Below are 26,007 nucleotides of genomic sequence, written 5' to 3'. Positions count from 1 at the left end.
AAAGTAGACGGAGGTACACCCCATGAACCGACTGACCATTCGCACCCTGAAGTCGTCCGCCCTCGCACTGGCTCTGGGCGCCGCATCCTTCGGCGCCTTCGCCGGCGGTGAAGGCGCGCTGTACGGCCCGCAGGCTCCCAAGGGCTCCACCTTCGTGCGGGCCTACAACGCCGGCAGCGGCGAGCTGTCCGTCAGCGTCGGCAACGCCACCCTCAACGACATCTCGCCGCTGGGCTCCAGCGACTTCAAGTTCCTTCCGCCGGGCAACTACACCGCCAAGGTCGGTACCCAGAGCCTGCCGGTGAAACTCGATCCGGACGCCTACTACACCCTCGTCAGCCAGCCCGGCGGCCAGCCGCGCCTGGTGCCCGAGCCGCCGTTCAAGAACAAGCAGAAAGCCCTCGTCCGCGTACAGAACCTCAGCGGCAAGGCCCTCACCCTGAAGACCGCCGACGGCAAGACCGAAGTGGTCAGCAACGTCGCCCCGCAAAGCCACGGCGACCGCGAGATCAACCCGGTGAAGGTGAACCTGGCGCTGTTCGACGGCGCTAAGAAGGTCAGCGACCTCAAGCCCGTCACCCTCGAACGCGGCGAAGTGGTCTGCCTCTACGTCACCGGCGACGGCGGCAAGCTGAACCCGGTGTGGGTCAAGCGCCCGGTCAAGGCGGACTGAGTCAGTCAACGATGACGTGCCAACGCGTACCACTCGCCCTCTCCCTAACCCTCTCCCTGAAGGGAGATGGGACTGGATTGGCGCAGGTGGAAACCATGGCATCAGCCGGCACGAACAACTCCCTCTCCCTTCAGGGAGAGGGCTGGGGAGAGGGTGCTACACCCCGCTCCCAAACAAATATGCAAAACAACAAGACCGGCCCCACACCGGCAGCAAGACCCGTGCGCCGCAACGACGGCAAGCACAGGAGAGGTCACCCAAACCGCACGCCGGCCCGCATGACGTGGTCCGGCCGACAGAACGCAAACGCTTTAGGAGAAACCCGATGATCCCAGTAATCCTTTCCGGTGGTAGCGGCTCGCGACTCTGGCCTCTTTCGCGCAAACAGTATCCCAAGCAGTTCCTGGCCCTGACCGGCGAACACACCCTGTTCCAACAGACCCTGGAGCGCCTGGTGTTCGAAGGCATGGAGCCGCCGGTGGTGGTGAGCAACCAGGAACACCGTTTCATCGTCCAGGAACAGCTCGAAGCGCTGAGCCTGAAGACCCAGTCGATCCTGCTCGAACCCTTTGGCCGCAACACCGCCCCGGCGGTCGCCATCGCCGCCATGAAGCTCATGTCCGAAGGCCGTGACGAACTGCTGCTGATCCTCCCGGCCGACCACGTGATCGAAGACCAGCGCGCCTTCCAGCGCGCCCTGGCACTGGCCACCAACGCCGCCGAAAAGGGCGAGATGGTGCTCTTCGGCATCCCCGCCGACCGCCCGGAAACCGGCTACGGCTACATCAAGTCCGGTGACGAGCGCGGCCTGCCGGATGGCGTCATCCGCGTCGAGCGCTTCGTCGAGAAACCCGATGAAGCACGCGCCCAGCAGTTCGTCGAGGAAGGCGGCTACTTCTGGAACAGCGGCATGTTCCTGTTCCGCGCCAGCCGCTTCCTGGAAGAACTGAAGAAGCACGACGCCGACATCTACGACACCTGCCTGCTGGCCCTGGAGCGTAGCCAGCACGACGGTGAGCTGATCAACATCGACGCCGCCACCTTCGAGTGCTGCCCGGACAACTCCATCGACTACGCCGTGATGGAAAAGACCCGCCGCGCCTGCGTGGTGCCCCTGGCCGCCGGCTGGAACGACGTGGGCAGCTGGTCCTCGATCTGGGAAGTCCACGAAAAGGACGCCGACGGCAACGTCACCATGGGTGACGTGGTGGTGCACGACAGCCACAACTGCCTGGTGCACGGCAACGGCAAGCTGGTCTCTGTGGTCGGCCTGGAGGACATCGTGGTGGTCGAAACCAAGGACGCCATGATGATCGCCCACAAGGACCGCGTGCAGGACGTCAAGAAGGTGGTCAACCAGCTCGACGCCGCTGGCCGCAGCGAGACCCAGAACCACTGCCAGGTCTACCGTCCGTGGGGCTCCTACGACTCGGTGGACATGGGCGGCCGTTTCCAGGTCAAGCACATCACCGTCAAGCCGGGCGCTCGCCTGTCGCTGCAGATGCACCACCATCGCGCCGAGCACTGGATCGTCGTCTCCGGCACCGCCCAGGTGACCTGTGACGACAATACCTTCCTCCTCACCGAGAACCAGTCCACCTACATCCCGATCGCCTCGGTCCACCGCCTGGCCAACCCAGGCAAGATTCCGCTGGAGATCATCGAAGTGCAATCGGGCAGCTATCTGGGTGAAGACGACATCGAGCGTCTGGAAGACGTCTACGGCCGTACCACCGAGAACGTGGAGCTGCGCGCGGTCGTGCGCTGATTCCACGCGAGGATCCGGCGCTTCCCCCCATCAGCGCCAATGCCCCCGCACCTTTCGGTGCGGGGGCTTTTTTATGGTCGCCTGCCGAGGTACCTGCGTAGGGCGGATAACCCGGAACGGGTTATCCGCCGATGCCCTGACGGCGGATAACGCTGACGCGTTGTCCGCCCCACGGTCTGTTCGCGAGTAAGCTCCCCGCGCTACATCAACCCGCCCCACCCCGCCGCCTGCTAAGGTAATGCCCGATACCCTGCGCGGAGCGCTCCATGCTGTACGGCATCCTGCTGATCGTCACCTGGATCATCCTGCTGATCCGCTACCCCTCCCGTGCCCTGCCGATCTCCGGCGCCGGGCTGGTCGGGCTGGCCTCGGTGATCGCCATCGCCATCTGGCAGGACAACAGCGACGCCCGCCAACTCCAGCACCTGGAACTGCGCATCACTTACCAGCCCGACCAGTGCCAGCCCGGCCGCCCATTGGCCGTCAGCCTGAAGAACGGCGCCTCCCGACCTCTGCTGGAACTGCGCTGGAAAGTCGCCGCCTACCGTCCCGGCGATACCACCGACCTCGCCGAAAACCTTTACGAAGCCCCGCGTTACCGCGGCCCCGGCGCGCTGCTCGCCGGCGACAGCTGGAGCGACTGCCTGCCGCTGCCGCCGGTGCGCCCCGGCTACCGCGCCAGCACCCTGGAATTCCGCGCTGAACGGGTGAGCGGCCGTTTCGGCAACTGATTCACCTGCCCCGCACAATCCGGTACGGTAGTCCGCGCTCATAGCCCAAAGGACTGCCAGACCATGCCCCAACCCGTCGCCCTCATCACCGGTTGCTCCAGCGGTATCGGCCGCGCCCTCGCCGATGCCTTCCAGGCCGCCGGCTACCAGGTCTGGGCCACCGCCCGCCGCGATGAAGACGTCGCCGCCCTCGGCCAGGCGGGATTGCGTGGCGTGCTGCTGGACGTCAACGACGAGCCCGCCGTCGAGCGTCTCGCCGAGCTGCTGCAGCGCGAAGCCGGCGGCCTCGATGTGCTGATCAACAACGCCGGCTACGGCGCCATGGGCCCGCTGCTGGACGGCGGCAGCCAGGCGATCCGCCGTCAGTTCGAAACCAACGTGTTCGCCGTGGTCGGCGTCACCCGCGCGCTGTTCCCCGCGCTGCGCGCGCGGCGCGGGCTGGTGGTGAACATCGGCAGCGTGTCCGGAGTGCTGGTCACGCCCTTCGCCGGTGCCTACTGCGCATCGAAAGCGGCGGTGCACGCGCTCAACGACGCTCTGCGCCTGGAACTGGCGCCCTTCGGCATCGGGGTGATGGAGGTGCAGCCCGGCGCCATCGCCTCCAACTTCGGCGCCAACGCCAGCCGCGAGATGGCCGCGGTGGTCAGCGAAGACTCCGCCTGGTGGCCGTTGCGTAAATTCATCCAGGCGCGCGCCGCGGCCTCCCAGGACAAACCCACGCCGGCCAGCGACTTCGCCCGCGAACTGCTGGCCGCCGCGCAGAAATCCCCGCGTCCGCGCCTGCTGCGCATCGGCAACGGCAGCCGGGCCCTGCCGCTGCTCTCGCGCTGGCTGCCCACCGGCCTGCTGGACAAGGTGCTGAAGAAGCGCTTCGGCCTCGACGGGCAACTCTGATGACCTACCAGGTCCGCTACCTCGCTCTCGCCGGCATCCTCGCCGCCTTCTTCCTCAACGTGGTGGCACGCGGCCTGCTACGGGTCGGCGGTGTTCCGGCGACCTTGCTGGTCGCCGCGGTAATCGCCGCCGCCATGGCCTTCTGGTTCGCCCGCCGGCACGAGCGGCTGGCGGAAACCGGCGAGCGCTGGCGGCTGACTGCGCTGTACGGCGGTGGGCTGGCAGTGCTCTACGCCATCCTTGTCGGAATGGCCGCGTGGAAGAACACCCCGAGCCCGGCAGCGCTGCTGATCTACGCGCTGAACTACCTGTGCTACCCGCTGTGCGTCTGGTGGTTCTTCCGCCCCGGCGTGCTCGTGCGCTTCCTGCCAAGCGGCTCACGCTGACGGGTATTCACGCTTTCTTCACCTGCTTTTCATCCGGGCACAACCGGCCCCCACCTAAGGTGACGCGGACCTTAGAGGAGTCCCCATGTCCCTGCCTTCGATTTTCCGTGGCGCCATCGCTGCCGCCCTCCTGACCTTCGGCCCGCTTGCCCTGGCCGCTGGCGAGACGCCGACCGACTGGGCCAAGCCGGTGGACAAATCGTTCAACCTTTACCAGATGTCGCCGACCCTCTACCGCAGCGCCCTGCCCGGCAGCGCCAACCTGCCCGAGTTGCAGCGCCTGCAGGTGAAGACTGTGGTGAGCTTCATCAAGGACGACGACCGCGAATGGATCGGCCAGCACGACATGCAGGCAGTGAGCTTCCCGACCCACGCCGACCGCGTCGATGATGCCGACGTGCTGAAGGTCCTGCGCCTCCTGCAGCAGGCCGAACAGAACGGCCCGGTGCTGATGCACTGCAAGCACGGACGCGACCGCACCGGCCTGTTCGCCGCGATGTACCGCACGGTGATCCAGGGCTGGAGCAAGGAAGACGCGCTCAAGGAGATGGTCCAGGGCGGCTACGGCGCCGAAGACGACATGACGGACGCTATTGCCTACGTACAGAAGGCCGACATCGGCAAGCTGCAACAGGCCCTGGCCAGCGGCGAGTGCAGCACCTCGGCCTTCGCCGGTTGCCAGCTCAAGGGCTGGCTGGCGGACACCTTCGGCGAGGACCGTCCGCCGCACCCGGCGCACTGATCGGCGTATCTGTCACACCGTCATGGCGAGAGTGCGCTAACGTGGGCGCACTCCCACCGCTTTACAGGCAAGCCATGACCACCTCCCGCTTCAGTGCCGTCACCCACACCCGCTACATCGACCACGCCGGCCTGGATACCTTCTGCGCCGACTACGACGGTTTCCTGCTCGACCTCTGGGGCGTGCTGATCGACGGCGTCGACGTTTTCCCCGGCGCCCTCGACTGGCTTGCCCGCCGCGCCGCCGAAGGCAAGCCGGTGTGGTTTCTCAGCAATGCCTCGCGTAGCGTCCCGGAAATGGCCGACACCCTGGTGCGGCTGGGCGTCTCCCGCGAGCTGTTCGCCGGCATCACCACCTCCGGCCAGTTGGCCATCGACGCCTTCACCCATGAGCGGGAATTCCAGCGCGGCGGCATCTACACCGTCGGCGTCGGCGATGCACTGACCACCTGGCCGGCGGAGATCCGCGAGCGCTTCTGCGACGACATCCACGCCGCTTCACTGATCCTCGGCGTCGGCAGCTTTCCGCAGGATGAGCTGGAAGAGCGCTTTGCCCCGTTGCGCAGCGCCACTGACAAACCCTTCCTCTGCGCCAACCCGGACCGCGTGGTGGTGTCCGGCGGCAAGACAGTATTCGGCGCCGGTCGCCTGGCCGAAGCCTTCGCCGAGGAAGGTGGCAGCGTCCATTGGTACGGCAAACCCGATCCGTCGGCCTTCCGCATCGCCCAGCGGCAACTGGAAGCGCGCGGCGCGAAGCACATCCTGTTCGTCGGCGATTCGCTGGTGACCGACGTGCCCGGCGCACTGGCCGCGCGTATCGATACCCTGTGGCTGGCGTCCACCGGTATCCATCGCCAGGCGCTGGGCGTGGCCTTCAACGGCGAACTGGACCCGGAAAAAACCAACGCACTGCTCGATGGCTACCCAGTTCGTCCGCACTTTGCCGCGCCGGGGCTGGTCTGAGTTCAGGACACCCTTCTGAGCCCGACCGCCGATGAACGAGCTGATCGACCTGCTGCAATGGCCAGCCATGCTGGTTACCGTCCTCGCCGCCTGGCTGGTCGGCTCGCGTGCGCGCAAACGGCGAGAGATCGGTTTCTGGGTCTTTCTCGCCAGCAATGCGCTGTGGATCGCCTGGGGCATTCCGGCCAAGGCCTACGCGCTGGTGCTGCTGCAGTTGTGCCTGGCGGCGATGAACATTCGCGGCAGCTACAAGAACCGCCAGCGCGGTGACGCCTGACGGATTGCCGCGAAGACTCCGATAGGCCCTTGGGAAGTCGCCCGCTGTTCGCCGGCCGGCGCCATTGCTCGAATGCCCTACCACATTCAAGGCAGAGCACCCATGGCGTCTCCCGTAAAACTCCTCCAGGGCATTCGCCCCATCACCCACAAAGGCGCGCTGCGCGATGCGCTGGCCGGCGTCTCGCTGGCGGCGATGGACATCCCCCAGTTGCTCGGATACGCACGCATCGCCGGCATGCCGGCAGTCACCGGGCTCTACACCGCGCTGCTGCCGCTGCTGGCCTTCGCCTTCTTCGGCGCCTCACGGCATCTGGTGGTGGCGGCGGATTCGGCCACCGCCACCATCTTCTCCAGCCAGCTGTCCGGCATGGCCAGCCTCGGCAGCCCGGAGTACGTCTCCCTCGCCGGCACCGTGGCGCTGCTCACGGCCGTGCTGCTGTTGATTGCACGCCTGCTGCGGCTGGGCTTCCTCGCCGACTTCCTGTCGCGCACAGCGCTGACCGGTTTCCTCGCGGGTGTTGGCGTGCAGGTCGCACTGGCGATGTCCGGCGATCTGCTGGGTCTTGCGGTCGACGCTCGCACCTCGGTGGGCAAACTGCTTTACGTGCTCGGTCACCTGCCGCAGGTCCACGTGCTGACCGCCACGCTGGCGCTGTCGTTGCTGCTGGTACTGTTCGCCGCCAGGCGCTGGGCACCGCGTCTGCCCGTTCCGCTGCTGGTGCTGGTCGGCTGCATCGCCGCCAGTGCCCTGTTCGACTTCGCCGGAAAAGGAATCCAGGTGCTCGGCCCGGTGGCCGGCGGTCTGCCATCGCTGACTCTGCCCCGGCTTGGCTGGCAGGACATCGTCGCCCTGCTGCCGACCGCCGGCGCCGGTTTCGTCATGATCATCGCCCAGAGCTCCGCGGCCAGCCGCGTCTACGCCGACCGCCACCATGAGCACGATGACCAGAACGCCAATATCCTCGGCCTGTCGACGGCCAACGCGGCGGCGGCCTTCAGCGGCGCCTTCGTGGTCAACGGCAGCCCGACCCAGACCGCCATGGCCGAGCAGGCCGGCGCGCGCAGCCAGTTCGCCCAGCTGGGCTTCGTCCTGGTGGTGGCGCTGGTGCTGCTGTTCCTCTGCCAGTGGCTGCAGTACCTGCCGCACTGCGTGTTGGCGGCGGTGGTGTTCGCCATCGCCATCGGGCTAGTGGACGTAAAGACCCTGCGGGCCATGCGCCAGGAAAGCCCGATGGAGTTCCGCATGGCGCTGGCCACCACCCTCACCGTACTGCTGGTGGGCGTGGAGCAGGGCATCCTGCTGGCCATGGCTCTCTCGCTGCTGCACCACGTTCGCCATAGTTACCGTCCGCACACCCTGATGCTGGCGCCGGACGCCGGCGGCCGCTGGCAGCCCCTGGCCGTGCAGCCGGGCCGGGAGACGGCGCCGGGGCTGATCGTGTTTCGTTTCGGCGCCGACCTGTTCTATGCCAACGACACATTCTTCGCCAGCCAGGTAGCGCAGCTGGCCAGCCAGGCGCCAGCCGGGCTGCGCTGGTTCGTGGTGGATGCTGGCGCCATCACCAGCCTGGACTACTCCGCTGCGCGCACCTTGCTGGAGCTGTATCGCAACCTTTCGCAGCAGGGTGTGCAATTGCTGTTCGGGCGGGTCAATAGCTACCTGCGCGCGGACATGGCCAGGCACGCCATCGATCAGGTCGTCGAGTCTCGCTATCTGCTGCCGACACTGCATGAAGCTCTGGCACTCACTGGCGTTGCACCGCAGGAAGAATCCACAGGCCCACGCTGAGGCCACCTCGGGAAATGAAAACGGGAGCCGCAGCTCCCGTTCTTCATTCACCCGCTCCGATCACTGCGCCGCCGCAGCCGCGCCGTCGGAGTGTTCCGCGTTGCGGCTCTGCGGGTTGACGATCACGGTAGCGGTGATGCCTGCCGCCAGCAGCACGCCTTCCGGCACGTCGTCGATATGGATGCGCACCGGCACGCGCTGGGCCAGGCGTACCCAGTTGAAGGTCGGATTGACATCGGCCACCAGCTCGCGGCTTTCCGGGTTGTCGCGGTCGTAGATGGCGCGGGCGATGCTCTCGACATGGCCTTTCAGGCGCTCGCCGCTCATCAGTTGCAGCTCGGCCGGGTCACCGACGCGGATGTGCGGCAGCTTGGTCTCTTCGAAGTAGCCGTAGATCCAGTAGGAGTTCTCGTCGACCACGGCCATCTTCGCCTCGCCCACGCGGGCGTAGTCGCCACGGTGCACGTTGAGGTTGGTCACGTAGCCGTCCACCGAGGCCCGCACCTGGGTGCGTTCCAGGTTCAGCTTGGCGGCGTCCAGCGCGGCCAGGGCCTGCTGGTAGTCGGCCTCGGAGGCAGCGGCGGTGTTGCTGGCGTCGTCCAGGCTCTCGCGGGAGACGACTTCCTCGTCCATGGCGCGGCGGCGCTTGGCGTTGAGCAGGCGCATCTGCAGGGTGGCCTTGCGCGAGTCGACCAGGGCCTGGGCCTGCTTCACGGCGATCTGGTAGTGGTCCGGATCGATCTGCATCAGCAGGTCGCCCTTCTTCACCTGCTGGTTGTCGCGCACCGGCACGTCGACCACCACGCCGGAGACGTCGGCGGCGACGTTGATGATGTCGGCGCGCACCCGGCCGTCGCGGGTCCAGGGCGTATCCATGTAGTTCACCCAGAGGGCGCGGCCGATCAACGCGGCGACCGCCAGGATGATCAGGGTCGCCAGCAGGCTGATGATGGATTTGAGAGTCATGGGTGCACGCTCGTTACTTATAGATAGTGAGAGACAGGCCGCCGAACAGGCAGGCGAACAGGCACACGCGGAACAGCGCCGGGTGCCAGGTGAAGCGGTACAGGCCGATGGAGGCGAAGACGCGGTCGATGCCCCAGCAGATCACCGCGGCAACGAGGAACATCAGGGTCAGGGTCGGCATGTAGACCCCGTGGAACGCGATCTCGCGGGGCAGGTCAGGCAACATGGGTCGATCTTCCAGAAGAGGTTTCGCCATCGCGCAGCGGCGACTGCGCATCGAGCAGGCTGCTGCGGATGAAGTGCAGGTAGCTGAGCACGCGGCGCAGCGGCGAGCTTTCGAAGTCCGGGGCGCGAGGCTCGTCGGTGGTCCTCACGCAGTCGATGGCCTGCTCGACGGCGGCCAGGGCACGCTCGCGGTTGGCCTCGCACGGCTTGACGAACAGGCGGATCAGCGCGCGGCCCATGGCGCGGATCGACTGCCGCCAGGGCGACGATTGCGCATAGCAGGGCTCGTTCGGCAGGTTTTCCTGCTCGACGCGCAACTCGATGATCGAATGGCCGATCTCCAGCACCACGAAGGTCCAGCGCAGCAGGCGGCGTTGCATCTGCGGGCTGCGCGCGGCGACGCCGTAAGCCTGGTTGAGCAGGTCGCGGGTGCCGCTCTCGAAGGACGAGACGAGGCCGTCGAGCTTGCCGCTGATGGCTTCCACCACGCGCAGGCGCAGGTCCTTCTCCAGGCGGCGCCACAGCCAGGCGCTGGTGGGCGGCATGATCACCGCGGCGACCACGGCCGCGAGGCTCTGCGAGATCACCAGGGCGATGTACTCGTTGAGCATACGGCCCGGATCGTAGACGGTGAGGTTTGCCGGAATTGCGCCGAAGCTGAAGAACACCAGCAGGCCCAGGCCGTAGCCGGCGTACTTGGGCTTGATCGAGAAGAACGCGCCCACCGCGAACACCGGCGCCAGGGCGAAGGCCAGCAGGGGGAAGCCGTCCAGGTGCGGGAACACGAAGAAGGTTTCCGAGAAGCCGAGGATGGCGGCGAAGAAGGTGCCCACGGCCATCTGCATGGCCATCTTCGCCGGGTCCGGCGCGGCCGATACGAGAGCGGCGACGGCGGCGGCGTTGAGCACGAAGGTGCTGCCACTGGGCCAGGCGGTCTCGATCCAGAAGATGCCGAACACCAGCACCATCAACGCGGTGCGCCCGCCGGCCACCAGCGAGGCGACCAGGTTGGCCTTGGGCGAGAAGCCGTGCTTCCAGTTCTCCCGCTCGTGCTTGTGCGCGGCCAGGGAAGCGTGGGTCAGGGCGTAGTTGTAGAGATCGTCGGCCAGGCGGTAGAGCAGTTCGCCGGCGGTGTTGTAGTCCAGCAGCGCGGACGGATCGTCCTGTTCATCCAGCAGTTGCGCACGACCGGAGCGTATGCGTTGCATCATCCGCGTGCGGTGGCTTTCCAGCTGGGCGGCGAGGCGTTCGGCGTCGCGGTCGGTGACCGACTGGCCACGCCACGGAGCGAGCACCTGGGCGAGTTCGTCCAGGCACGGCTGCAGCGCACGCAACACGGCCTCGGCTTCCTGCGCGCGCAGGCGCGAAAGCAACTGGTGCAGCGCGTGGTAGCGGGTGGTGAGGACCATGAACTCGTTGTTCAGCCGCGACAGGCGGCCGGAGCGCAGGCGCATGTGCGGGTCTTCGAAACGGGTAACGCTGCGCAGCGCTTCCAGACCAACGGCCTGGGCGGCGAAGGCCACGTTGGCGGCCTCGAACTTCGGCCGCTCGCCGCCGCCGAGGTTGTCCAGGACGAATCCGGCGAAAGCGCCGAAACGCTGGTACAGCGCACTGCGCATGGCGGTGCTGGAGGTCTGCGGGAACAGCGTGGCGCTGACCACCATGGAACAGAGGATGCCGAGGCTGATTTCCAGCACACGCCAGATGGCCGACATGAAGGCAGCTTCCGGGTGCAGGGTGGCTGGCAGGCCGATCAGCGTGGCGGTGTAGCCGGCGAGGACACAGGCGTAGGAGCGAAAGTCTCGGTAGCGCGCAGCGCCGACGGTGCACAGGCCGATCCACAGCGCCGAGACGAGCAGGAACAGCTCACGCTGCTGGGCGAAGATGGCGATCAGCGCGACCATCACGGTCAGCCCGACCAGGCTGCCGAGAATCCGGTAGAAGCTCTTGGCGAACACCTGGCCGCTCTGCGGCTGCATGACGATGAACACGGTGATGGTCGCCGTGCTCGGCTGCGGCAGTTCCAGGCGCATCGCCAGCCACAGGGTCAGCAGCGCGGCGAGCAGCACCTTGGCGATGTACACCCAGGTGACGCCGTCACTGCGGCCCCACTCCAGCAGCGCGCGACGCAGGGCGTCCAGCGGCGCCAGCTGGCGGGTGGCGGTGCTGCCGTTGAAGGAGTCGCCGGCCATCTCAGCGCTCGCTGGCCGCGCGGACGTCGACGGTCTCGGGGACCATCTTCGCCTCTTTCGGGCCTTCCTGCTTGTCCATCAGACCGCCGCCCAGGGCGACGACGAGGCCGGCATGGGTAGCCAGGCGCGCGGCGCGCACCTGCTGCTCCACCAACTGCTGCTGGAACAGCCGGGTCTGCGCGTTGAGCACGTTGAGGTAGTCGGTCAGGCCGCCACGATAGGCCTTGGTGGCGATGTCGTAGGTGCGCTGGGCCGAGGCCACGGATTTGGCGGCGAAACCTTCCTGCAGCTCCATGGAGTGCATGCGGATCAGTTGGTCGGAGATGCCCTTGAGGGCATTGACCAGGGTCTGGTTGTACTGCGCCACGGCGGCGTCGTAGCCGGCGGATTCCTGGCTCAGCTGCGAACGGCGGCGGCCCCCGTCGAAGATCGGCAGGGAGATGGCCGGGCCGACGCCGTAGGTGAATTTCTCGGCGTTGAGGAACTCCAGCACGCCGCCACCGACGGCGCTGTAGCCGATGCTCGCGACCAGGTCGACGTTGGGGTAGAACTCGGCGCGGGCGACATCCACACCCTTGGCTTGCGCGGCGACTTTCCAGCGGCTGGCGACCACGTCCGGGCGGTGGCCGAGCAATTCCATCGGCAGCTTGCTGGGCAGCCCCGGCCCTTCGGCGAGCTTCAGGCTCGGCCGCTGGATCGAGGCACCGGCGCCGGGGCCCTTGCCGGCCAGGGCAGCGATCTGGTTACGGGTAAGCTGGATTTCCTCGTCCACCGCCTCGATCTTGCGTTCAGTTTCCGGCAGCGGGACTTCCGCCTGGCTGACTTCGAAGTGCGTGCCGATGCCACCGTCGAGGCGGCGCTGGGCCAGGGCCAGGATGCCCTGCTGCTGCGCCAGCATGGCCTTGCCGATGTCCAGCTTGGCGTACTGCAGCGACAGCTGGATGTAGGCGCGGACGATATTGCCCTCCAGCTCCAGCTGGGCCATGCGCGCCTCGGCGGCAGTCATCTTGGCGATGTTCACGTAGCGCTCGGTGTTGCTGCGCTCGCGGCCCCAGAGGTCCAGCGAATAATTGAAGCCCAGGGCGGCGTTGTTGTTGAACGTGGTGCTGTCGGCCAGGTCGCCCGGACCGTAGAAGTAGTCGGTCGGCCAGCGGTGGCGGGTCAGCGAGGCGTCCACGCCGATCTGCGGCGACTCGGCGGACTCGGCTATGCCGGCCATGGCCATGGCCATGCGCACCCGCGCCTCGGCCTGGGCCAGGGTCGGGCTGCCCTCCAGCGCGGTCTGCACCCAGGCATTCAACTGCGGATCGCCATAGGCGCGCCACCACTGCTCGGCCGGCCAGCCAGCTTCCTGGTTGGCGTGCGCGATGGCGGCGTCGGTGGCCAGCTCGGTGTCGCCCAGGCGTTGTTCCTGCGGGGCGATGCCGTTGGTGCTGATACATCCGGCGATTGTTGAAAAAATGACAAAGGAGCCGACGAACGTCAGTCCTTTCATGAGGTGACGCGACACGGTGGAGGTCCTGGAAGTGGTCTAGCTTTTCAGCGTGGGGCTTTTAAGCGTGGAGATGCCGGCAAAGCCAATGGCGGCGATTGAATTCTAGGGATGGGGAAGGGAACGGATAAGCCGGCTGATTTGTGATTGTTTATTACCGATAATGAAACAATGTGTGTCGCCATCCATGTGACAATAGGCCGCCCCCGCTCTGCTCCGCGCATTGCCACCCATCAAGGACATGCCGCCGGCGGCGACGTATCGCTTCACTGGCGTCGCCACCCGGGACAGACGCCCCACTGACGAGGCCCTAATGGACACACTGCAGACCATGCGTGCGTTCGCCTGCGTTGCGGAAACCGGCAGTTTCACCGCCGCCGCGCAGCAGCTGAACACCACCACCGCCTACGTATCCCGCGCGGTCGCCAATCTGGAGTCCCACCTGCGGACCCGCCTGCTCAACCGCACTACCCGGCGGATCGCCCTCACCGAGGCCGGCCAGCGCTACCTGCTGCGCTGCGAGCAGATTCTCGCCTACGTCGAGGAAGCCGAAGCCGAGGCCAGCGACGCCCATGCCCGCCCCGCCGGCCGCCTGCGCGTACACTCGATGACCGGCATCGGCCAGCACTACGTGATCCGCGCCATCGCCAACTACCGCCAGTTGCACCCGGACGTGACCTTCGAGCTGACCATGGCCAACCGCGTGCCGGACCTGCTCGACGAAGGTTTCGACGTGGCCATCGTAGTCGCCTCCGAACTGCCCGACTCGGGCCTGGTATCCCAGCGCATCGGCGAGACCTACAGCATCCTCTGCGCCTCGCCCGACTACCTGGCCCGGCGCGGCACGCCGAAAACCCCGACGGAGCTGATGGACCACGATTGCCTGCGCCTGATCAGCCCGGTGCTGCCGCTGGACAAGTGGCTGTTCGACGGCCCCAACGGCCAGGAAATGATCACCCTCGGCCCCTCGCCCTTCCAGGTGAACGTCGGCGACGCCATGACCGAGGCCATCGGCTCGGGCATGGGTATCAGCGCCCTGCCCGTCTACTCGGCCATCGACGGCCTGCGCGACGGCTCGCTGGTGCGCGTGCTGCCGCACTACAAACTGCAGATCCTCAACGTCTACGCGCTGTATCCGTCTCGCCAGTACCTGGACGCAAAGATCAAGACCTGGGTCGCGTACCTGCGAGAAAATCTCCCCGGTGTGCTCCAGGCCGATGGCGCCGGGCTCGCCGATGTGGGACCCTGACCACCCTTTTCGTCGTGTTTCGCGGGCAAGCTCACTGTGTAACTCCTTACCCCGGTGTTCAGTGAGCTTGCCCGCGAACCCATCTTCTTCCCCGCCGCACACCACCCCACGTTCGATAATCGCCCGGCACGCACGCAGGCCTTGCGCCGCTCTGGCTCGGCAATGGTAGGGTTAAGCCCCCTCCGCCTCCCTGCCGTCCGAGAGCCATGAAAAAGAATGTGTTCGTCTTCAGCCGCCTTGCCGCGGAACACCTCGACCGCCTGCGCAGCCAGTTCAACGTTACCGTGCTCGACCCCAAGCAGGGCGATGTCGAAGCGCAGCTGGCCGCCGCCCTGCCGACCACCCACGGCATGATCGGCGTCGGCCGCCCGCTGAGCGAGAAGCAACTGGCCCAGGCCACCCAGTTGGAGGTCATCTCCAGCGTTTCGGTCGGCTACGACAACTACGACCTGAACTACCTGAACCAGCGCGGCATCCCGCTGACCAATACCCCGGACGTGCTGACCGAAACCACCGCCGACCTGGGCTTCGCCCTGATCATGGCTGCCGCCCGGCGCACCGCCGAGCTGGATGCCTGGACCAAGGCCGGGCAGTGGAAGCGCACCGTGGATGCCCAGCACTTCGGCGTCGACGTGCACGGCAAGAAGCTCGGCATCCTCGGCCTGGGCCGCATCGGCGCGGCCATCGCCCGTCGCGGCCACTTCGGCTTCAACATGGACATCCTCTACCACGGCAACAGCCGCAAGCCGGAGCTGGAACAGGAGTTCGGCGCGCGCTTCTGCGGCTTCGAGGAACTGCTGGGCGAGGCGGATTTCGTCTGTGTGGTGGTGCCGCTGTCGGACAAGACCCGCAAGCTGATCGGCAAGCGCGAGCTGGAGCTGATGAAGCCCACCGGCATCCTGGTGAATATCGCCCGCGGCCAGGTGATCGACGAAGCCGCGCTGGTGGAAGCGCTGCAGGAGAAGCGCATCCTCGCCGCCGGCCTGGACGTCTACGAGAAGGAACCGCTGGCCGAGTCGCCGCTGTTCGCCCTGCCCAACGCCGTGACCCTGCCGCACATCGGCTCGGCCACCCACGAAACCCGCCAGGCCATGGCCGAGTGCGCGCTGGACAACTTCGAAGCCGCCCTGCGCGGCGAGCGGCCAAAGAACCTGGTCAACCCGCAGACCTGGAAAGCCTGACGCACTTTTCTTAGGGCGCATAACCCGGAACAGGTTATCCGCCGGCATCTCGGCGGCGGATAACGCTGGCGCGTTATTCGCCCTACATAGCTGCGGGGCGGTTCGCGAGCAAACTCGCTCCCACAAGGACCTTCACGCCCGCGCCGGCTGCAACACCGGCCTGGGCTTGCGGAACACCAGCACGTTGCCCACCATCACCAGCCCAAGCCCGGCCAGCGCTGGCAGGCTCCACTGGTAGCCCTCGGCGAAGGCCGAGACGTTCAGCGCCACCACCGGGAACAGCACGGTGCAGTAGGCCGCGCGCTCCGGCCCCATGCGCCCGACCAGCGTCAGGTAGGCGGTGAAGCCGATCACCGAGCCGGGGATCGCCAGGTACAGCAGCGACCAGACGTACTGCGGGCTGCTGTCGAAAGTCAGTGGCACACCCTGCACCAGACAGATCACCAGCAGGATCAGCGAGCCATAGAGCATGCCCCAGGCGTTGGTCGACAGCGGCCGCAGCCCGGCTTTCTGTTGCAGGCTCGACAGCAGGTTACCCGCCGAGAAACACAGCGTGCCGAGCAGCGCCAACCCCAGGCCGTAGAAGGTTTCCCGCGAGGCCTGATGCCCGGACAGCTCCGGCCAGAACAGCAGCGCCAACCCCGCCAGACCGAATGCGCCGCCGCCCAGGACGTTGGGTGCAATTCGCTGGCCGAAGAAAACCCGTGCATTCAGCGCGTTCCACAGCGTCGCGGTGGAGAACACCACGGCGACCAGCCCGCTGGGGATCCACTGGCTGGCGGTGTAGAAGCACAGGAAGTTCACGCAGAACAGGCACAGTCCCTGGGCGAAGCAGATCGCCTGCCCACGCCGTCCCAGCGGCTGCAACCGGCGCGAAACCAGCAGCAGGGCGAACAGCACCAGCGCCGCCAGGCTGAAGCGATAGGCGATGGACAGCGGAATGGCGACCACGCCGACCTGCAACTTGATGGCGATCCAGGTCGTGCCCCAGATGAGCACGGTGAGCAGGTAGAGCGAGAGGTTCATGGCGGTCTCCGGAAATCCTACGCAAACAGTCTCCCGCCCGCCCCCGGCGCCGGCTTGCAGATTCTTGCGCTTATTGCGACAACCGGGCTGGCAAGGCGCGCCCGCGCGGGTAGAGTGAAGGCAACAGAGGAACACCCATGTCAGCCATTTCGCAGCTCGAAGTCTTTCAGTCGATGAACGCCTCGCCCAACGCCCGCCTGGAGCGTTGCGCGGAGCTGGGCGACGGGCTGTCCGCGGCGATCTGGAGCAACAGCCACGACGCCCGCGACTACCACGCGCCGAGCCACCACACACTGTCCTGCTACCTGAACGACGGCACCGGCACCTTCCGCCGTGGCGCCCCCGGCACCACCGGCGCGCCGGACAAGCTCTGCGTGATGCCAGCCGGCGCCGAGTCGGCCTGGATCGTCAACGGCGACATTCGCCTGGCGCACCTCTACATCGGCCAGGAACAGTTCTCCCTCGGCTGCATCCGCCTGCTCGACCGCGAGCCGCGCGAACTGCAGCTGCACGAACGCACCTTCCTCGACGACCCGCAGCAGGCCGCGCGCTTCCGCCAACTGGTGAAGCTCGACTGGCACGAGCCCGGTGAACGTATCCGCACCAGCACACTGGCCCATGACCTGATCGACCACCTGCTGCTGAACCAGGTGGGTATGCGCGAAGGCCTGAAGCTCAAGGGCGGACTGGCGCCGACCATGCGCCGGCGCGTGGCCGACTACATCGAGCAGCGCCTCGACCAGCCGCTGTCGCTGGGTGAGCTGGCGATGCAGACAGCGCTGTCGGAATACCACTTCGCGCGGATGTTCCGCGAAAGCTTCGGCATGCCGCCGCACCAGTACGTACTAGCCCGCCGCGTGGCACTGGCGCAGCGCCTGCTGCGCGACACCCGCCAGCCGCTGAGCCAGGTTGCCCTGGCCTGCGGGTTCTCCAGCGCCAGCCACTTCGCCAACCGCTTCAGGTCAGTGGTAGGCGGGACGCCGGGGGAATACCGGCAGGCGTTCGAGGAGTAGCCAGAGCTGGGGCATTTCTTCGCAGGAACGAGCTAGCTCGCGACTCGCATCACCGCATTCTGCCGCCCGCCTCAGCGAGCTCTTTGTAGGATGGGTGGAGCTTGCGATACCCATGCTGTCCTGCGCGTCGCCATCGATAGGTATCGCTGCGCTCCACGCCATCCTACGTTCGTGCTTCGCCGTGATGTCGATGTGGATGGAAACCCCGATCTTGGATCAGGGCCACTCCGACAAAAGCACAGGCACGGCGCCGGGATGGTTCGCGAGCAAGGACCGAACGACTCCTACCGGAGCCTCAGCCCAGCACCGCCAGCACGCCACCGATCACCGGCATCGCCGCCGCTGTCGGCAACGCCCAGCGCGGCCGCCAGGCCAGCAGCAGGACCAGCACAGCACAGGCAATCATCAGCAGGCACGCCCAGTAGACGATGCCCAGTTCGATGCCGATGCGGTGAATCGAGAACGCCAGCGCCAGCGCACCATCCACCAGCGCAGCGACTCGCAGCAGACGCACCCGCGACGGCGAGGGCGCGCTGCCGAACAGATCGCGATGATGACGGGACAGCGACAGACAGGCCGCCGCCAGCGCCAGCAGGTTGAGACCGAACACCAGCAGCATCAGGCATACTCCTCGTTACGGACGCGACGGGCGCGAGCCGGCTCGGCACGCTCCTGTCCCAGGCGCCAGCCGAGGAATACGCAGAGACCGCCGATCAGCAGCAAGCCGAGATCGATACCGACCATCATCCAGTCGCCATTGGCGACATGCGTCGTCACCCGGCCCGGCTCGGGGCCGAACAAGCTCAGCACCGGCAGCAGCAGCGCCAGTGCCGCCAGCGCGATGAACTGCTCGCGAGCCATGGCACGGCTGCCACGACGCAACAGCGCGTGGGCCAGCGCCAGCAGCCAGATGACCACGAAGGCCGTGGCTTCCCAGCGGGTGCGCTGGAGCAGGTCGGCCGGCAGCAGGCGCGACGCCGCCAGCAGACCGAGGGAAGCAATCGGCAGACCGCCGCAGACCGCGCCGTTGAGTGTTCGCACCAGCGCCACGCCACGGTGGCCGCGCGTTTCACGCTTGCTGACCCAGACCTGCAGGCCGCCGAACACCATCACGCAACCCACCAGGCCGAGGACGAAATACATCACCCGCAGCAGGTCGTTGCCGAACTGCGCCATGTGCAGGCCGGTCAGCCAGGCGTAGGTCTTGTAACCCGGCCTGTAGGGCTTCTGCAGGTGGATCAGCGCCCCCGTACCGGAATCGAAGGACACGGTGCGCTGGTCGTTGACCATGCTCTTGTCCACCGCCCTGCGGATCTGCACCATCGCCGCGGCATCGCCGGGGTTCTCGATGTTGATCCAGCCCACCTGACTGTCGTCTCCCCAGGCCTCGCGCGCCTTGAGGATCATGTTGTCGATGGATTTGGTCGCCTTGGCCGGCTTGCCCAGCGCCTCGCGCTCGAAGGCGCCCTGCACGTCATGGAAGAAGTGCTCCATGTCGTTCTTGTAGGCCACCTTGATGCCGGCGGTCATGTAGAACGTGATGAAGATTGCCAGGCCGGTGTAGGCCATCAGCAGGTGGAACGGCAGGCCAAGGACGCCCAGCACGTTATGCGCGTCCAGCCAGGCCCGCTGCTTGGCCGCCTGCGGGCGCAGGGTGAAGAAATCCTTGAAGATGCGTCGGTGGACGATCACCCCGCTGACCAGCGCCACCAGCATGAACACGCCGGCCACGCCGACCACGTAAAGGCCGAGGATGCCGCCGTGGAGTTCGTAATGCAGTTCGAGGAAGAAGTTGCCACCAACGGTCTTGGGCAGCACCTCGCCGCTCTGGGCATCCACCAGGAAGGACTGGAACTCGCTGAAGTCCGCCGGCTCCCAGCCCGCCGTCCAGTAGGGCATGCGCTCGGTGGGCGGGTGCATCCAGTAGCCGTGGGCCTTGGGCGCACGCTCAACGATCAGCTCGCGCACCTGGTCGGCGCCCACCTTGACCTGCTCCAGCTTGTGCAACTGCGGGGTCATCCAGCGGGTGAGCTCCTTGTCGAACACCGCGACGGTGCCGGAGAACAGCACGACGAAGAGAATCCAGCTGACCAGAAGCCCGGCCCAGGTGTGCAGGCCGGACATCGATTGACGCAGGCTCATGGACGCACTCCGTAGCCGCTCGGCAGGAAGGCCGCGACGCCAAGCACAACACTCACTGCCACCGGGATCCAGACCGCACGCCAAGGGCTCTTCGCGCCGAAGGCGTAGATGATCGCCGCGACCCAGACGATGAAGCAGGCGAGGCTCGACAGCGAGACGCGGTCCGGCCGTGACATCGGCAGGTAGACGCTGAGAAACGCAGTCGCCGTGTAGGCCAGCGCATAGCCGCCGACCACGGCACTCAGGATGCGGGCCACAAGGGCGCCGGCTTGGGTCGCGCTCATGCGTCGGCTCTCGGTTGGATCTGGCGCGGGGAAACGCACATCGAGTTGAGTCCTGCGAGGCGGCCCGGGCATCGCCCAGGCACGCGATTGAAAAGCGGAATTATATGATATTAATTCTCAATTAAAAGAACTCAGCAACGCCGTTTGTGAGTATCTGTGTCGTAAATTCGCTGAACGGCATAGGTAGCGCTCACATCCATGGCGCGCAGCAAGCTGTTCATCATCAGGTCCGCCTCGGCCGTAACCCGCGGGGGCGGTTGCTCCTCGAGGATGCGGGAAGCGCCGGAGGTCAGTTCGACGGCAGCCACTACATTGCCCTTGCCGAACAGGTATTCGTAGATCAACAGGTAGTCCGTACCAGGCCTGTCCTTGAATTCGGCGATGCGCCGCAGCACGTTGATCGACCCCAGTATCCAGTCGCGGCTTTCGGTGAACTCCAGCACGCCAAGGCTCCAGGTCTGGCTTGTCTCGTCGTAGTGGTTCCAGGCCGGCGAGCGCAGATGCTGGCTCCAGCCCGCCACCCAGGCCGCCGCAGTAGTGCCCTGCCCCAATTCGCACAGTTCGCCCCAGGTCAGGCCGCCTCGTCGATGATGATTGCCGTCCAGCCACTGTTCGAGATCCCTGAAGCAGGCGGCGGAACCCGCCTCCCGGGAGAGAAAGTCCTCGAGTCTGGAACGACTGATGGAAACCTTCAGGTACAGCTGGCACGGCTCGGCCATAGAGTGTCCTCTTCTTCTGATCCAACGATTCACCTCGCATCACTTGTCGCGAGCCTGAGGTGCTGAATCGATAATCCTAGAGGCTTGGCCTGTGAGCGGTTCGCCCTACCTTTTCGACCGTGAGGTGGTATTTTTCAGATCGCGTTGTACAGCTGTTCAACTTTCCGCAGGCTTTTCAGTCGGCTCAGGGCTTATTGTCCTTCCCTCCCCTTTTTCTGACGGTTCCAGGAGAGGGAAACGCACTGGATTCACGTGAAGAAAACGAAAAGCCGGTCATTTCTGAGCTTGTTTTCTGTCAGCGCCCGCGCGCCTGCCCCATGGCCCGTTCCAACCCCTCGTAAATGCGCGGCGACAGGCACTGGGCGACGTTGAAGCGCAGGTAGCCCGCGGCACTCTGGCTCAGGCTGAAGACATTGCCGGGCGCCAGCACCAGATTGTCCGCCAACGCCGCCCGCGAGACTTCGGCGGCATCCAGCCCACCGGGCAGGCAGGCCCAGACGAACACCCCGCCACGCGGCTCCAGCCAGGGCTGGATATCCAGCGCGCGCAGGCGCAGCAGCGTCTCGCCCATGGCGTCCGCCAGACGCCCGCGCAGGCTGTCCAGGTGGCGGCGATAGCTGCCCTTGCGCAGCAGTTCGTAGAGCATCTCCGCGCTGAACGGGCTGTTGCCGAAGCTGGTGGCCAGCTTCAGATCCACCAGGCGCTCACACCATTCGGGCCTGGTGGCAATGTAGCCACAGCGCACCGAAGCCGACAGCGTCTTGGAAAAGCTGCCGACCTGGATCACCCGCTCCAGCCCGTCGAAGGCCGACAGGCGCGGCGCGCTCTCGTGTTCGAAGTCACCGAAGATGTCGTCCTCGACGATCAGCAGGTCATGGGCCTCGGCGAGCTTCAGCAGGCGATGGGCAACCAGCGGCGAGAGCACTGCGCCGGTGGGGTTATGGAAGGCCGAATTGGTGATGTACAGCCGCGGCCGGTGCTGCTCCAGCAGGGTTGCCATGGCGGCGACGTCCGGCCCGGTCGGCGTGTAGGGCACACCCACAACCTGCACGCGGTGCGCACGCAGCAGCGCCTGGAAGTTGAAGTAGCCGGGGTCGTCCACCAGCACGCAGTCGCCCGGCTCCAGCAGGAAGCGACAGACCAGGTCGATCGCCTGAGTACCGTTGTCGGTAAGTACCACCTGTTGCGGGCCGACCGGCACGCCGTAGTCCGCCAGCCGGCGTGCGAGCTGTTCGCGCAGACCGATGTGGCCATAGGGGCGACCGTATTCCAGCAGGCTCGATTGTGGCGCGCGGGCAATCTGCCGCAGCGCACGGCGCAACTCTTCCTCCGGCAGCCAGGACGGCGGCAGCCAGCCGCAGCCGGGCTTGAGCGAAGTATCCGCGGCTTCCAGCGACTGCCGGGATATCCACAGCGGATCGATGCTGCGGTCCAGCGCCGGGCCGACATCCGCCAGCGACAGCGGCGGCGCATGACCGGCGACATAGAAGCCGGAGCCCCGGCGTGCGGCGATCACTCCGTCGGCGGCCAGCCGGTCATAGGCTTCCACGACGGTGGTCTTGGACACTTCCAGCTGCTCGGCCAACTGGCGAATCGACGGCAACCGTTCACCGGGCACCAGCGCCCGCGCAGCCAGTCGTTCGCGCACGTGGTGCATCACCGAATCGACCCGTGTGCTCCTTGGTCTGCCCATGCTGCCCTCGCCTGCGACCGGATAAGGTGTACCGATATAATTTACGGACAGTTTGCTCGAATTGTACCTTCCTGTCACTGGCCGTCCGGCGGCTCCACGCGCAATCTGCAAGCTCGCTCTCCTACCGGATGCCCACCATGAACAACACCCACACCCTGACCACGAACAGCCACCTCGGTGGCTGGCTCAGTGGCTTCCTCGGCGTACTCATCTTCAGCGGCTCGCTGCCGGCGACGCGGGTAGCAGTGGCCGACTTCGACCCGACCTTTCTCACCCTGGCCCGCGCCAGCATCGCCGGCCTGCTGGCGGCGGCAATCCTCATCGTGCTGCGGCAGAAGCTGCCGGCGCGCAGGGACCTGATCCCCCTGCTGGTGGTCGCCGGTGGCGTGGTGGTGGGCTTCCCGCTGCTCACCGCGCTGGCGCTCAAGCACGTCAACTCGGCCCACGCCATCGTCTTCGTCGGCCTGCTGCCGCTGGCCACCGCGCTGTTCGGCGTGGTCCGCGCCGGCGAACAGCCGCGTCCGGCGTTCTGGATCTGCTCGCTGCTGGGCAGCACCGTCGTCGCCGGCTTCGCCCTGTCGCAGAGCGGTGCGGGCAACTTCACCGGCGACCTGCTGATGCTCGCCGCCGTGGCGGTCTGCGGCCTGGGCTACGCCGAAGGCGGGCGCATCGCACGCCACCTGGGCAGTTGGCAGGTAATCTGCTGGGTGCTGGTGCTGTCCCTGCCGCTGATGCTGCCGCTGGCGTGGTACACCCAGCCGGAATCCTTCAGCGGCGCCAGCTGGCCGGCCTGGATCAGCCTGGGCTACGTCTCGCTGTTCAGCATGCTGATCGGCTTCTTCTTCTGGTACCACGGCCTGGCCACGGGCGGCATCGCCGCGGTCGGCCAGTTGCAACTGCTGCAGCCATTCTTTGGCCTGGCGCTGGCCGGCCTTCTGCTCCACGAGCAGATCAGCCCGCTGATGGCCGGCGCCACCGTCGCTGTCGTGCTGTGCGTCGCGGGGGCAAAACGCTTCGCCCGCTGACCGCCGGCTTCCTTCCGCGTCCCGCCCGAGAAAAATCGCGGTATGATCGGGCGTTTGCGTACTCGGCTGGACTGCCGGAAGGACACTCGGATGAAGCCACCCGCCGAATCTCCACTGCCCGTCGTGGAGCGCGACGAACTCGCGCCCCGGCCACGGCTGACCCTGGGCAGCCACGTGCATAGCGGCTTCGACCTGCGCAGCGGGCGCATGCAGAACATCTCCCGGCACCGCGCCGCGCTGGCGTTCCTGTATGGGGACATGCCGGTCTCGGGCAGCGTCACGCCGCGCTCGGGCCGCGAGATCCGGGTGTTCCGCGATGACCAGATCGTCCGCGTCAGCCGTGAGCTCGAACTGGAACACGCCTGGCGCCTGGACCTTCGCGAGTTGGGCTTCAAGCCGGCGATGCGCCGTAGCGACGCGCTGGAAGACAGTGCCGGGGAAATGTTCGAACTGCCCGACGACAGTGCCTGGCAGGAGTTCATGCGCGAAGGCCTGCCGCACCTGCGCGAACAGGGTTGGGAAATCGACATCCGTCCCGAATTCGTCTTCGACCTCACGCCAGTGGAGAACTGGTACGCCGAGATCGAGGAAACCGACGACCGCCAGTGGTTCGACCTGGAGCTGGGCATCGAAGTGGAGGGCCGGCGCATCAGCCTGCTGCCAGCGCTGATCGAACTGATCCGGCGCATGCCGGCGCTGCTCGACCCGGTCGCCCTCGCCCGCCATGCCGACGATGAACAACTGGTGCTGCGCCTGGATGCCGGGCGCAACCCAGTCCACACCTGGCAGACCGCCTCCGACCGTCCGCTGCGCGTCTCGCTGCCGTTCGGCAAGCTCAAGCCAATGCTGGGCACGCTCTCCGAGTTCTACATCGGTGAACAGCCGCCGGTACGCCGACTGCGCATGGGCGCACCGGACGCTGCGCGCCTCACCGAGCTGGAAGAACTGCCGCTGACCTGGCAGGGCGGCGAGCAGCTGCGCGAGATCGCCCATCGCTTGCGCGACTACCGCGCCCAGCCGGCGCAGATCCCCGCCGGCCTCAACGCCGAGTTGCGCGGCTACCAGCACGAAGGCCTGAGCTGGATGCAGACCCTGCGCGAAGTCGACGCCAGCGGCATCCTCGCCGACGACATGGGGCTGGGCAAGACGCTGCAGTCCCTTGCCCACGTACTGCTGGAAAAGCAGGCCGGGCGCCTGACCAGCCCGGCCCTGGTGATCATGCCCACCAGCCTCATTCCCAACTGGCTGGACGAGGCCGAGCGCTTCACGCCCGACCTGCGCGTGCTCGCCCTGCATGGCGCCGGGCGGCGCAAGGCATTTGCGAAGATTGCCGAGCACGACCTGATCCTCACCACCTACGCCCTGTTGCCGCGCGATGCCGAGAAGCTCGCGCAGCACGAGTATCACCTGCTGATCCTCGACGAGGCACAGAACATCAAGAACGCCACCACCAAGGCCGCCCAGGCCGCGCGCCACCTGCGGGCGCGCCACCGGTTGTGCCTGACCGGCACGCCGCTGGAGAATCACCTGGGCGAGCTGTGGTCGCTGTTCCACTTCCTGCTGCCGGGCTGGCTGGGCGATGCGCGGCAGTTCGCCGTGGACTACCGGACCCCCATCGAACGCCATGGCGACCAGGGCCGCCTGGCACACCTGGCCGCGCGCATCCGCCCGTTCCTGCTGCGTCGCACCAAGGAGCAGGTGGCCTCGGAACTGCCACCCAAGAGCGAGTTCATCCAGCATATCGAGCTCAGCGAGGCACAGCGCGATCTCTACGAGACCGTGCGCCTGGCGCTGGACCGCAAGGTGCGCGACGAGATCGCCCGCCGTGGCCTGGCGCGCAGCCGGATCATCATCCTCGAGGCGCTGCTCAAGCTGCGCCAGGTCTGCTGCGACATCCGCCTGGTGAACAAGGAAGCCCCGCCGCCCACCGGCAAATCCGCGCGTGCGGTGACCTCGGGCAAGCTGGTCTACCTGCTCGACATGCTCGAAGAGCTGCTCTCCGAAGGCCGCCGGGTGCTGGTGTTCTCGCAGTTCACCTCGATGCTCGCGCTGATCGGCGAGGCGCTGGCCGAGCGCAACCTGGAGTACGCCCTGCTCACCGGTGAAACCCGCGACCGCCGCGCACCGGTTAAGGATTTCCAGGAAGGCCGCGTGCCGCTGTTCCTGATCAGCCTCAAGGCCGGTGGCGTAGGCCTGAACCTCACCGCCGCCGACACCGTGATCCACTACGACCCCTGGTGGAACCCGGCCGCCGAGAACCAGGCCAGCGACCGCGCCTATCGTATCGGCCAGGACAAGCCGGTGTTCGTCTACAAGCTGATCGCCCGTGGCACGGTGGAAGAGAAGATCCAGCTGCTGCAGCGCGACAAGGCTGCCCTGGCCGCCGGCATCCTCGACGGCTCGGGCAGCGACTGGCAGCTCGACGACGCGGATATCGACGCGCTGTTCGCGCCGCTGCCGAAGGCGGTCTGACCCGCCGCGCTCCCTGTAGGAGCGAGCTTGCTCGCGAACACACCTGACTGCGAAGTACGGGCCATGCTGGCGATCACCCGCTTGGCCCGTCCCTTCAATAGCTC

24 protein-coding genes are annotated in these 26,007 nt (G+C 66.7%); 14 read left to right on the top strand and 10 right to left on the bottom strand.

What is annotated here, in order from left to right; translation table 11 throughout:
• Positions 1–22: 22 nt before the first annotated feature.
• The 9 genes from algF (at position 23) to IB256_RS01255 (ending at position 8,224) form a co-directional block, all read left to right on the top strand.
• A complete protein-coding gene (gene algF / locus IB256_RS01295; RefSeq protein ID WP_192291913.1) occupies positions 23–673 on the top strand; it encodes an alginate O-acetyltransferase AlgF in 651 nt (216 codons plus the stop codon).
• A 325-nt stretch (positions 674–998) separates the two neighbouring features.
• Entirely contained in the window at positions 999–2,441 is a 1,443-nt protein-coding gene (locus tag IB256_RS01290; protein ID WP_192291916.1) for a mannose-1-phosphate guanylyltransferase/mannose-6-phosphate isomerase, read from the top strand.
• 266 nt (positions 2,442–2,707) lie between these two features.
• The gene (locus IB256_RS01285) at positions 2,708–3,172 is read left to right on the top strand and encodes a multidrug transporter (protein ID WP_192291921.1); all 465 of its coding nucleotides are present in this window, start codon (positions 2,708–2,710) and stop codon (positions 3,170–3,172) included.
• 63 nt (positions 3,173–3,235) lie between these two features.
• A complete protein-coding gene (locus tag IB256_RS01280; RefSeq protein WP_192291924.1) occupies positions 3,236–4,066 on the top strand; it encodes an SDR family oxidoreductase in 831 nt (276 codons plus the stop codon).
• Positions 4,066–4,452 carry a hypothetical protein gene (locus IB256_RS01275; RefSeq protein ID WP_192291927.1) on the top strand — a complete coding sequence of 129 codons (387 nt, stop codon included), beginning with the start codon at positions 4,066–4,068 and terminating at the stop codon, positions 4,450–4,452. The genes IB256_RS01280 and IB256_RS01275 overlap by 1 nt, the downstream gene beginning before the upstream one ends.
• A gap of 85 nt (positions 4,453–4,537) precedes the next feature.
• Positions 4,538–5,194: a tyrosine-protein phosphatase gene (locus tag IB256_RS01270; RefSeq protein WP_192401050.1), complete on the top strand. Its 657-nt coding sequence runs from the start codon at positions 4,538–4,540 to the stop codon at positions 5,192–5,194.
• Positions 5,195–5,268: 74 nt separating this feature from the next.
• Positions 5,269–6,156: a TIGR01459 family HAD-type hydrolase gene (locus IB256_RS01265; protein WP_192401049.1), complete on the top strand. Its 888-nt coding sequence runs from the start codon at positions 5,269–5,271 to the stop codon at positions 6,154–6,156.
• Positions 6,157–6,187: 31 nt separating this feature from the next.
• The gene (locus IB256_RS01260) at positions 6,188–6,433 is read left to right on the top strand and encodes a hypothetical protein (RefSeq protein WP_192291936.1); all 246 of its coding nucleotides are present in this window, start codon (positions 6,188–6,190) and stop codon (positions 6,431–6,433) included.
• A 102-nt stretch (positions 6,434–6,535) separates the two neighbouring features.
• The gene (locus tag IB256_RS01255) at positions 6,536–8,224 is read left to right on the top strand and encodes a SulP family inorganic anion transporter (protein WP_192401048.1); all 1,689 of its coding nucleotides are present in this window, start codon (positions 6,536–6,538) and stop codon (positions 8,222–8,224) included.
• Positions 8,225–8,284: 60 nt separating this feature from the next.
• On the opposite strand, the gene IB256_RS01250 is transcribed toward IB256_RS01255, so the two are convergent.
• From IB256_RS01250 to IB256_RS01235, 4 genes are read right to left on the bottom strand one after another with little or no spacing between them, the layout of a single operon-like run.
• The gene (locus IB256_RS01250) at positions 8,285–9,190 is read right to left on the bottom strand and encodes an HlyD family secretion protein (protein ID WP_192401047.1); all 906 of its coding nucleotides are present in this window, start codon (positions 9,188–9,190) and stop codon (positions 8,285–8,287) included.
• A 13-nt stretch (positions 9,191–9,203) separates the two neighbouring features.
• Positions 9,204–9,404 (bottom strand): DUF1656 domain-containing protein, encoded by a 201-nt coding sequence (locus IB256_RS01245; protein ID WP_151189733.1) that lies wholly within the window; start codon positions 9,402–9,404, stop codon positions 9,204–9,206.
• Position 9,405: 1 nt separating this feature from the next.
• Positions 9,406–11,607 (bottom strand): FUSC family protein, encoded by a 2,202-nt coding sequence (locus tag IB256_RS01240; RefSeq protein ID WP_192401046.1) that lies wholly within the window; start codon positions 11,605–11,607, stop codon positions 9,406–9,408.
• A 1-nt stretch (position 11,608) separates the two neighbouring features.
• On the bottom strand, positions 11,609–13,102 hold the full coding sequence (locus tag IB256_RS01235; RefSeq protein WP_192291949.1) for an efflux transporter outer membrane subunit: 1,494 nt from the start codon (positions 13,100–13,102) through the stop codon (positions 11,609–11,611).
• Positions 13,103–13,412: 310 nt separating this feature from the next.
• On the opposite strand from IB256_RS01235, the gene IB256_RS01230 reads away from it, so the two are divergent.
• The gene (locus tag IB256_RS01230; protein WP_081516204.1) at positions 13,413–14,348 is read left to right on the top strand and encodes a LysR family transcriptional regulator; all 936 of its coding nucleotides are present in this window, start codon (positions 13,413–13,415) and stop codon (positions 14,346–14,348) included.
• A gap of 206 nt (positions 14,349–14,554) precedes the next feature.
• Entirely contained in the window at positions 14,555–15,529 is a 975-nt protein-coding gene (locus tag IB256_RS01225; protein ID WP_192401045.1) for a 2-hydroxyacid dehydrogenase, read from the top strand.
• 132 nt (positions 15,530–15,661) lie between these two features.
• Here IB256_RS01225 and IB256_RS01220 read toward each other — a convergent pair whose 3' ends face one another.
• A complete protein-coding gene (locus IB256_RS01220; protein WP_081516206.1) occupies positions 15,662–16,555 on the bottom strand; it encodes a DMT family transporter in 894 nt (297 codons plus the stop codon).
• A gap of 137 nt (positions 16,556–16,692) precedes the next feature.
• On the opposite strand from IB256_RS01220, the gene IB256_RS01215 reads away from it, so the two are divergent.
• On the top strand, positions 16,693–17,568 hold the full coding sequence (locus IB256_RS01215; protein WP_081516207.1) for a helix-turn-helix domain-containing protein: 876 nt from the start codon (positions 16,693–16,695) through the stop codon (positions 17,566–17,568).
• 295 nt (positions 17,569–17,863) lie between these two features.
• Here IB256_RS01215 and IB256_RS01210 read toward each other — a convergent pair whose 3' ends face one another.
• The 5 genes from IB256_RS01210 to IB256_RS01190 form a co-directional block, all read right to left on the bottom strand.
• A complete protein-coding gene (locus IB256_RS01210; protein WP_192401044.1) occupies positions 17,864–18,187 on the bottom strand; it encodes a DUF3325 domain-containing protein in 324 nt (107 codons plus the stop codon).
• Entirely contained in the window at positions 18,187–19,710 is a 1,524-nt protein-coding gene (locus tag IB256_RS01205; RefSeq protein ID WP_192401043.1) for a PepSY-associated TM helix domain-containing protein, read from the bottom strand. The genes IB256_RS01210 and IB256_RS01205 overlap by 1 nt, the downstream gene beginning before the upstream one ends.
• Positions 19,707–19,994, bottom strand: coding sequence for a DUF3649 domain-containing protein (locus IB256_RS01200; protein WP_192291961.1), 288 nt, complete (start codon positions 19,992–19,994; stop codon positions 19,707–19,709). Before IB256_RS01200 ends, IB256_RS01205 begins: the two co-directional genes overlap by 4 nt.
• A gap of 131 nt (positions 19,995–20,125) precedes the next feature.
• Positions 20,126–20,713, bottom strand: coding sequence for a hypothetical protein (locus IB256_RS01195; protein WP_192291963.1), 588 nt, complete (start codon positions 20,711–20,713; stop codon positions 20,126–20,128).
• Between the two features lie 295 nt (positions 20,714–21,008).
• Positions 21,009–22,406, bottom strand: a complete 1,398-nt coding sequence (locus tag IB256_RS01190) for a PLP-dependent aminotransferase family protein (RefSeq protein WP_192291966.1) — start codon at positions 22,404–22,406, stop codon at positions 21,009–21,011.
• 128 nt (positions 22,407–22,534) lie between these two features.
• On the opposite strand from IB256_RS01190, the gene IB256_RS01185 reads away from it, so the two are divergent.
• Positions 22,535–23,431, top strand: a complete 897-nt coding sequence (locus IB256_RS01185; protein ID WP_405307051.1) for a DMT family transporter — start codon at positions 22,535–22,537, stop codon at positions 23,429–23,431.
• 441 nt (positions 23,432–23,872) lie between these two features.
• Positions 23,873–25,903, top strand: a complete 2,031-nt coding sequence (locus IB256_RS01180) for a DEAD/DEAH box helicase (RefSeq protein WP_192401611.1) — start codon at positions 23,873–23,875, stop codon at positions 25,901–25,903.
• The last annotated feature ends 104 nt before the right edge of the window (positions 25,904–26,007 follow it).

This window comes from Pseudomonas sp. PDM17, from assembly GCF_014851985.1.
Taxonomy (GTDB): Bacteria; Pseudomonadota; Gammaproteobacteria; order Pseudomonadales; family Pseudomonadaceae; genus Pseudomonas.
Note: the sequence above shows the minus strand (reverse complement) of the source record. Positions and strands in the feature narration are given on the sequence as shown.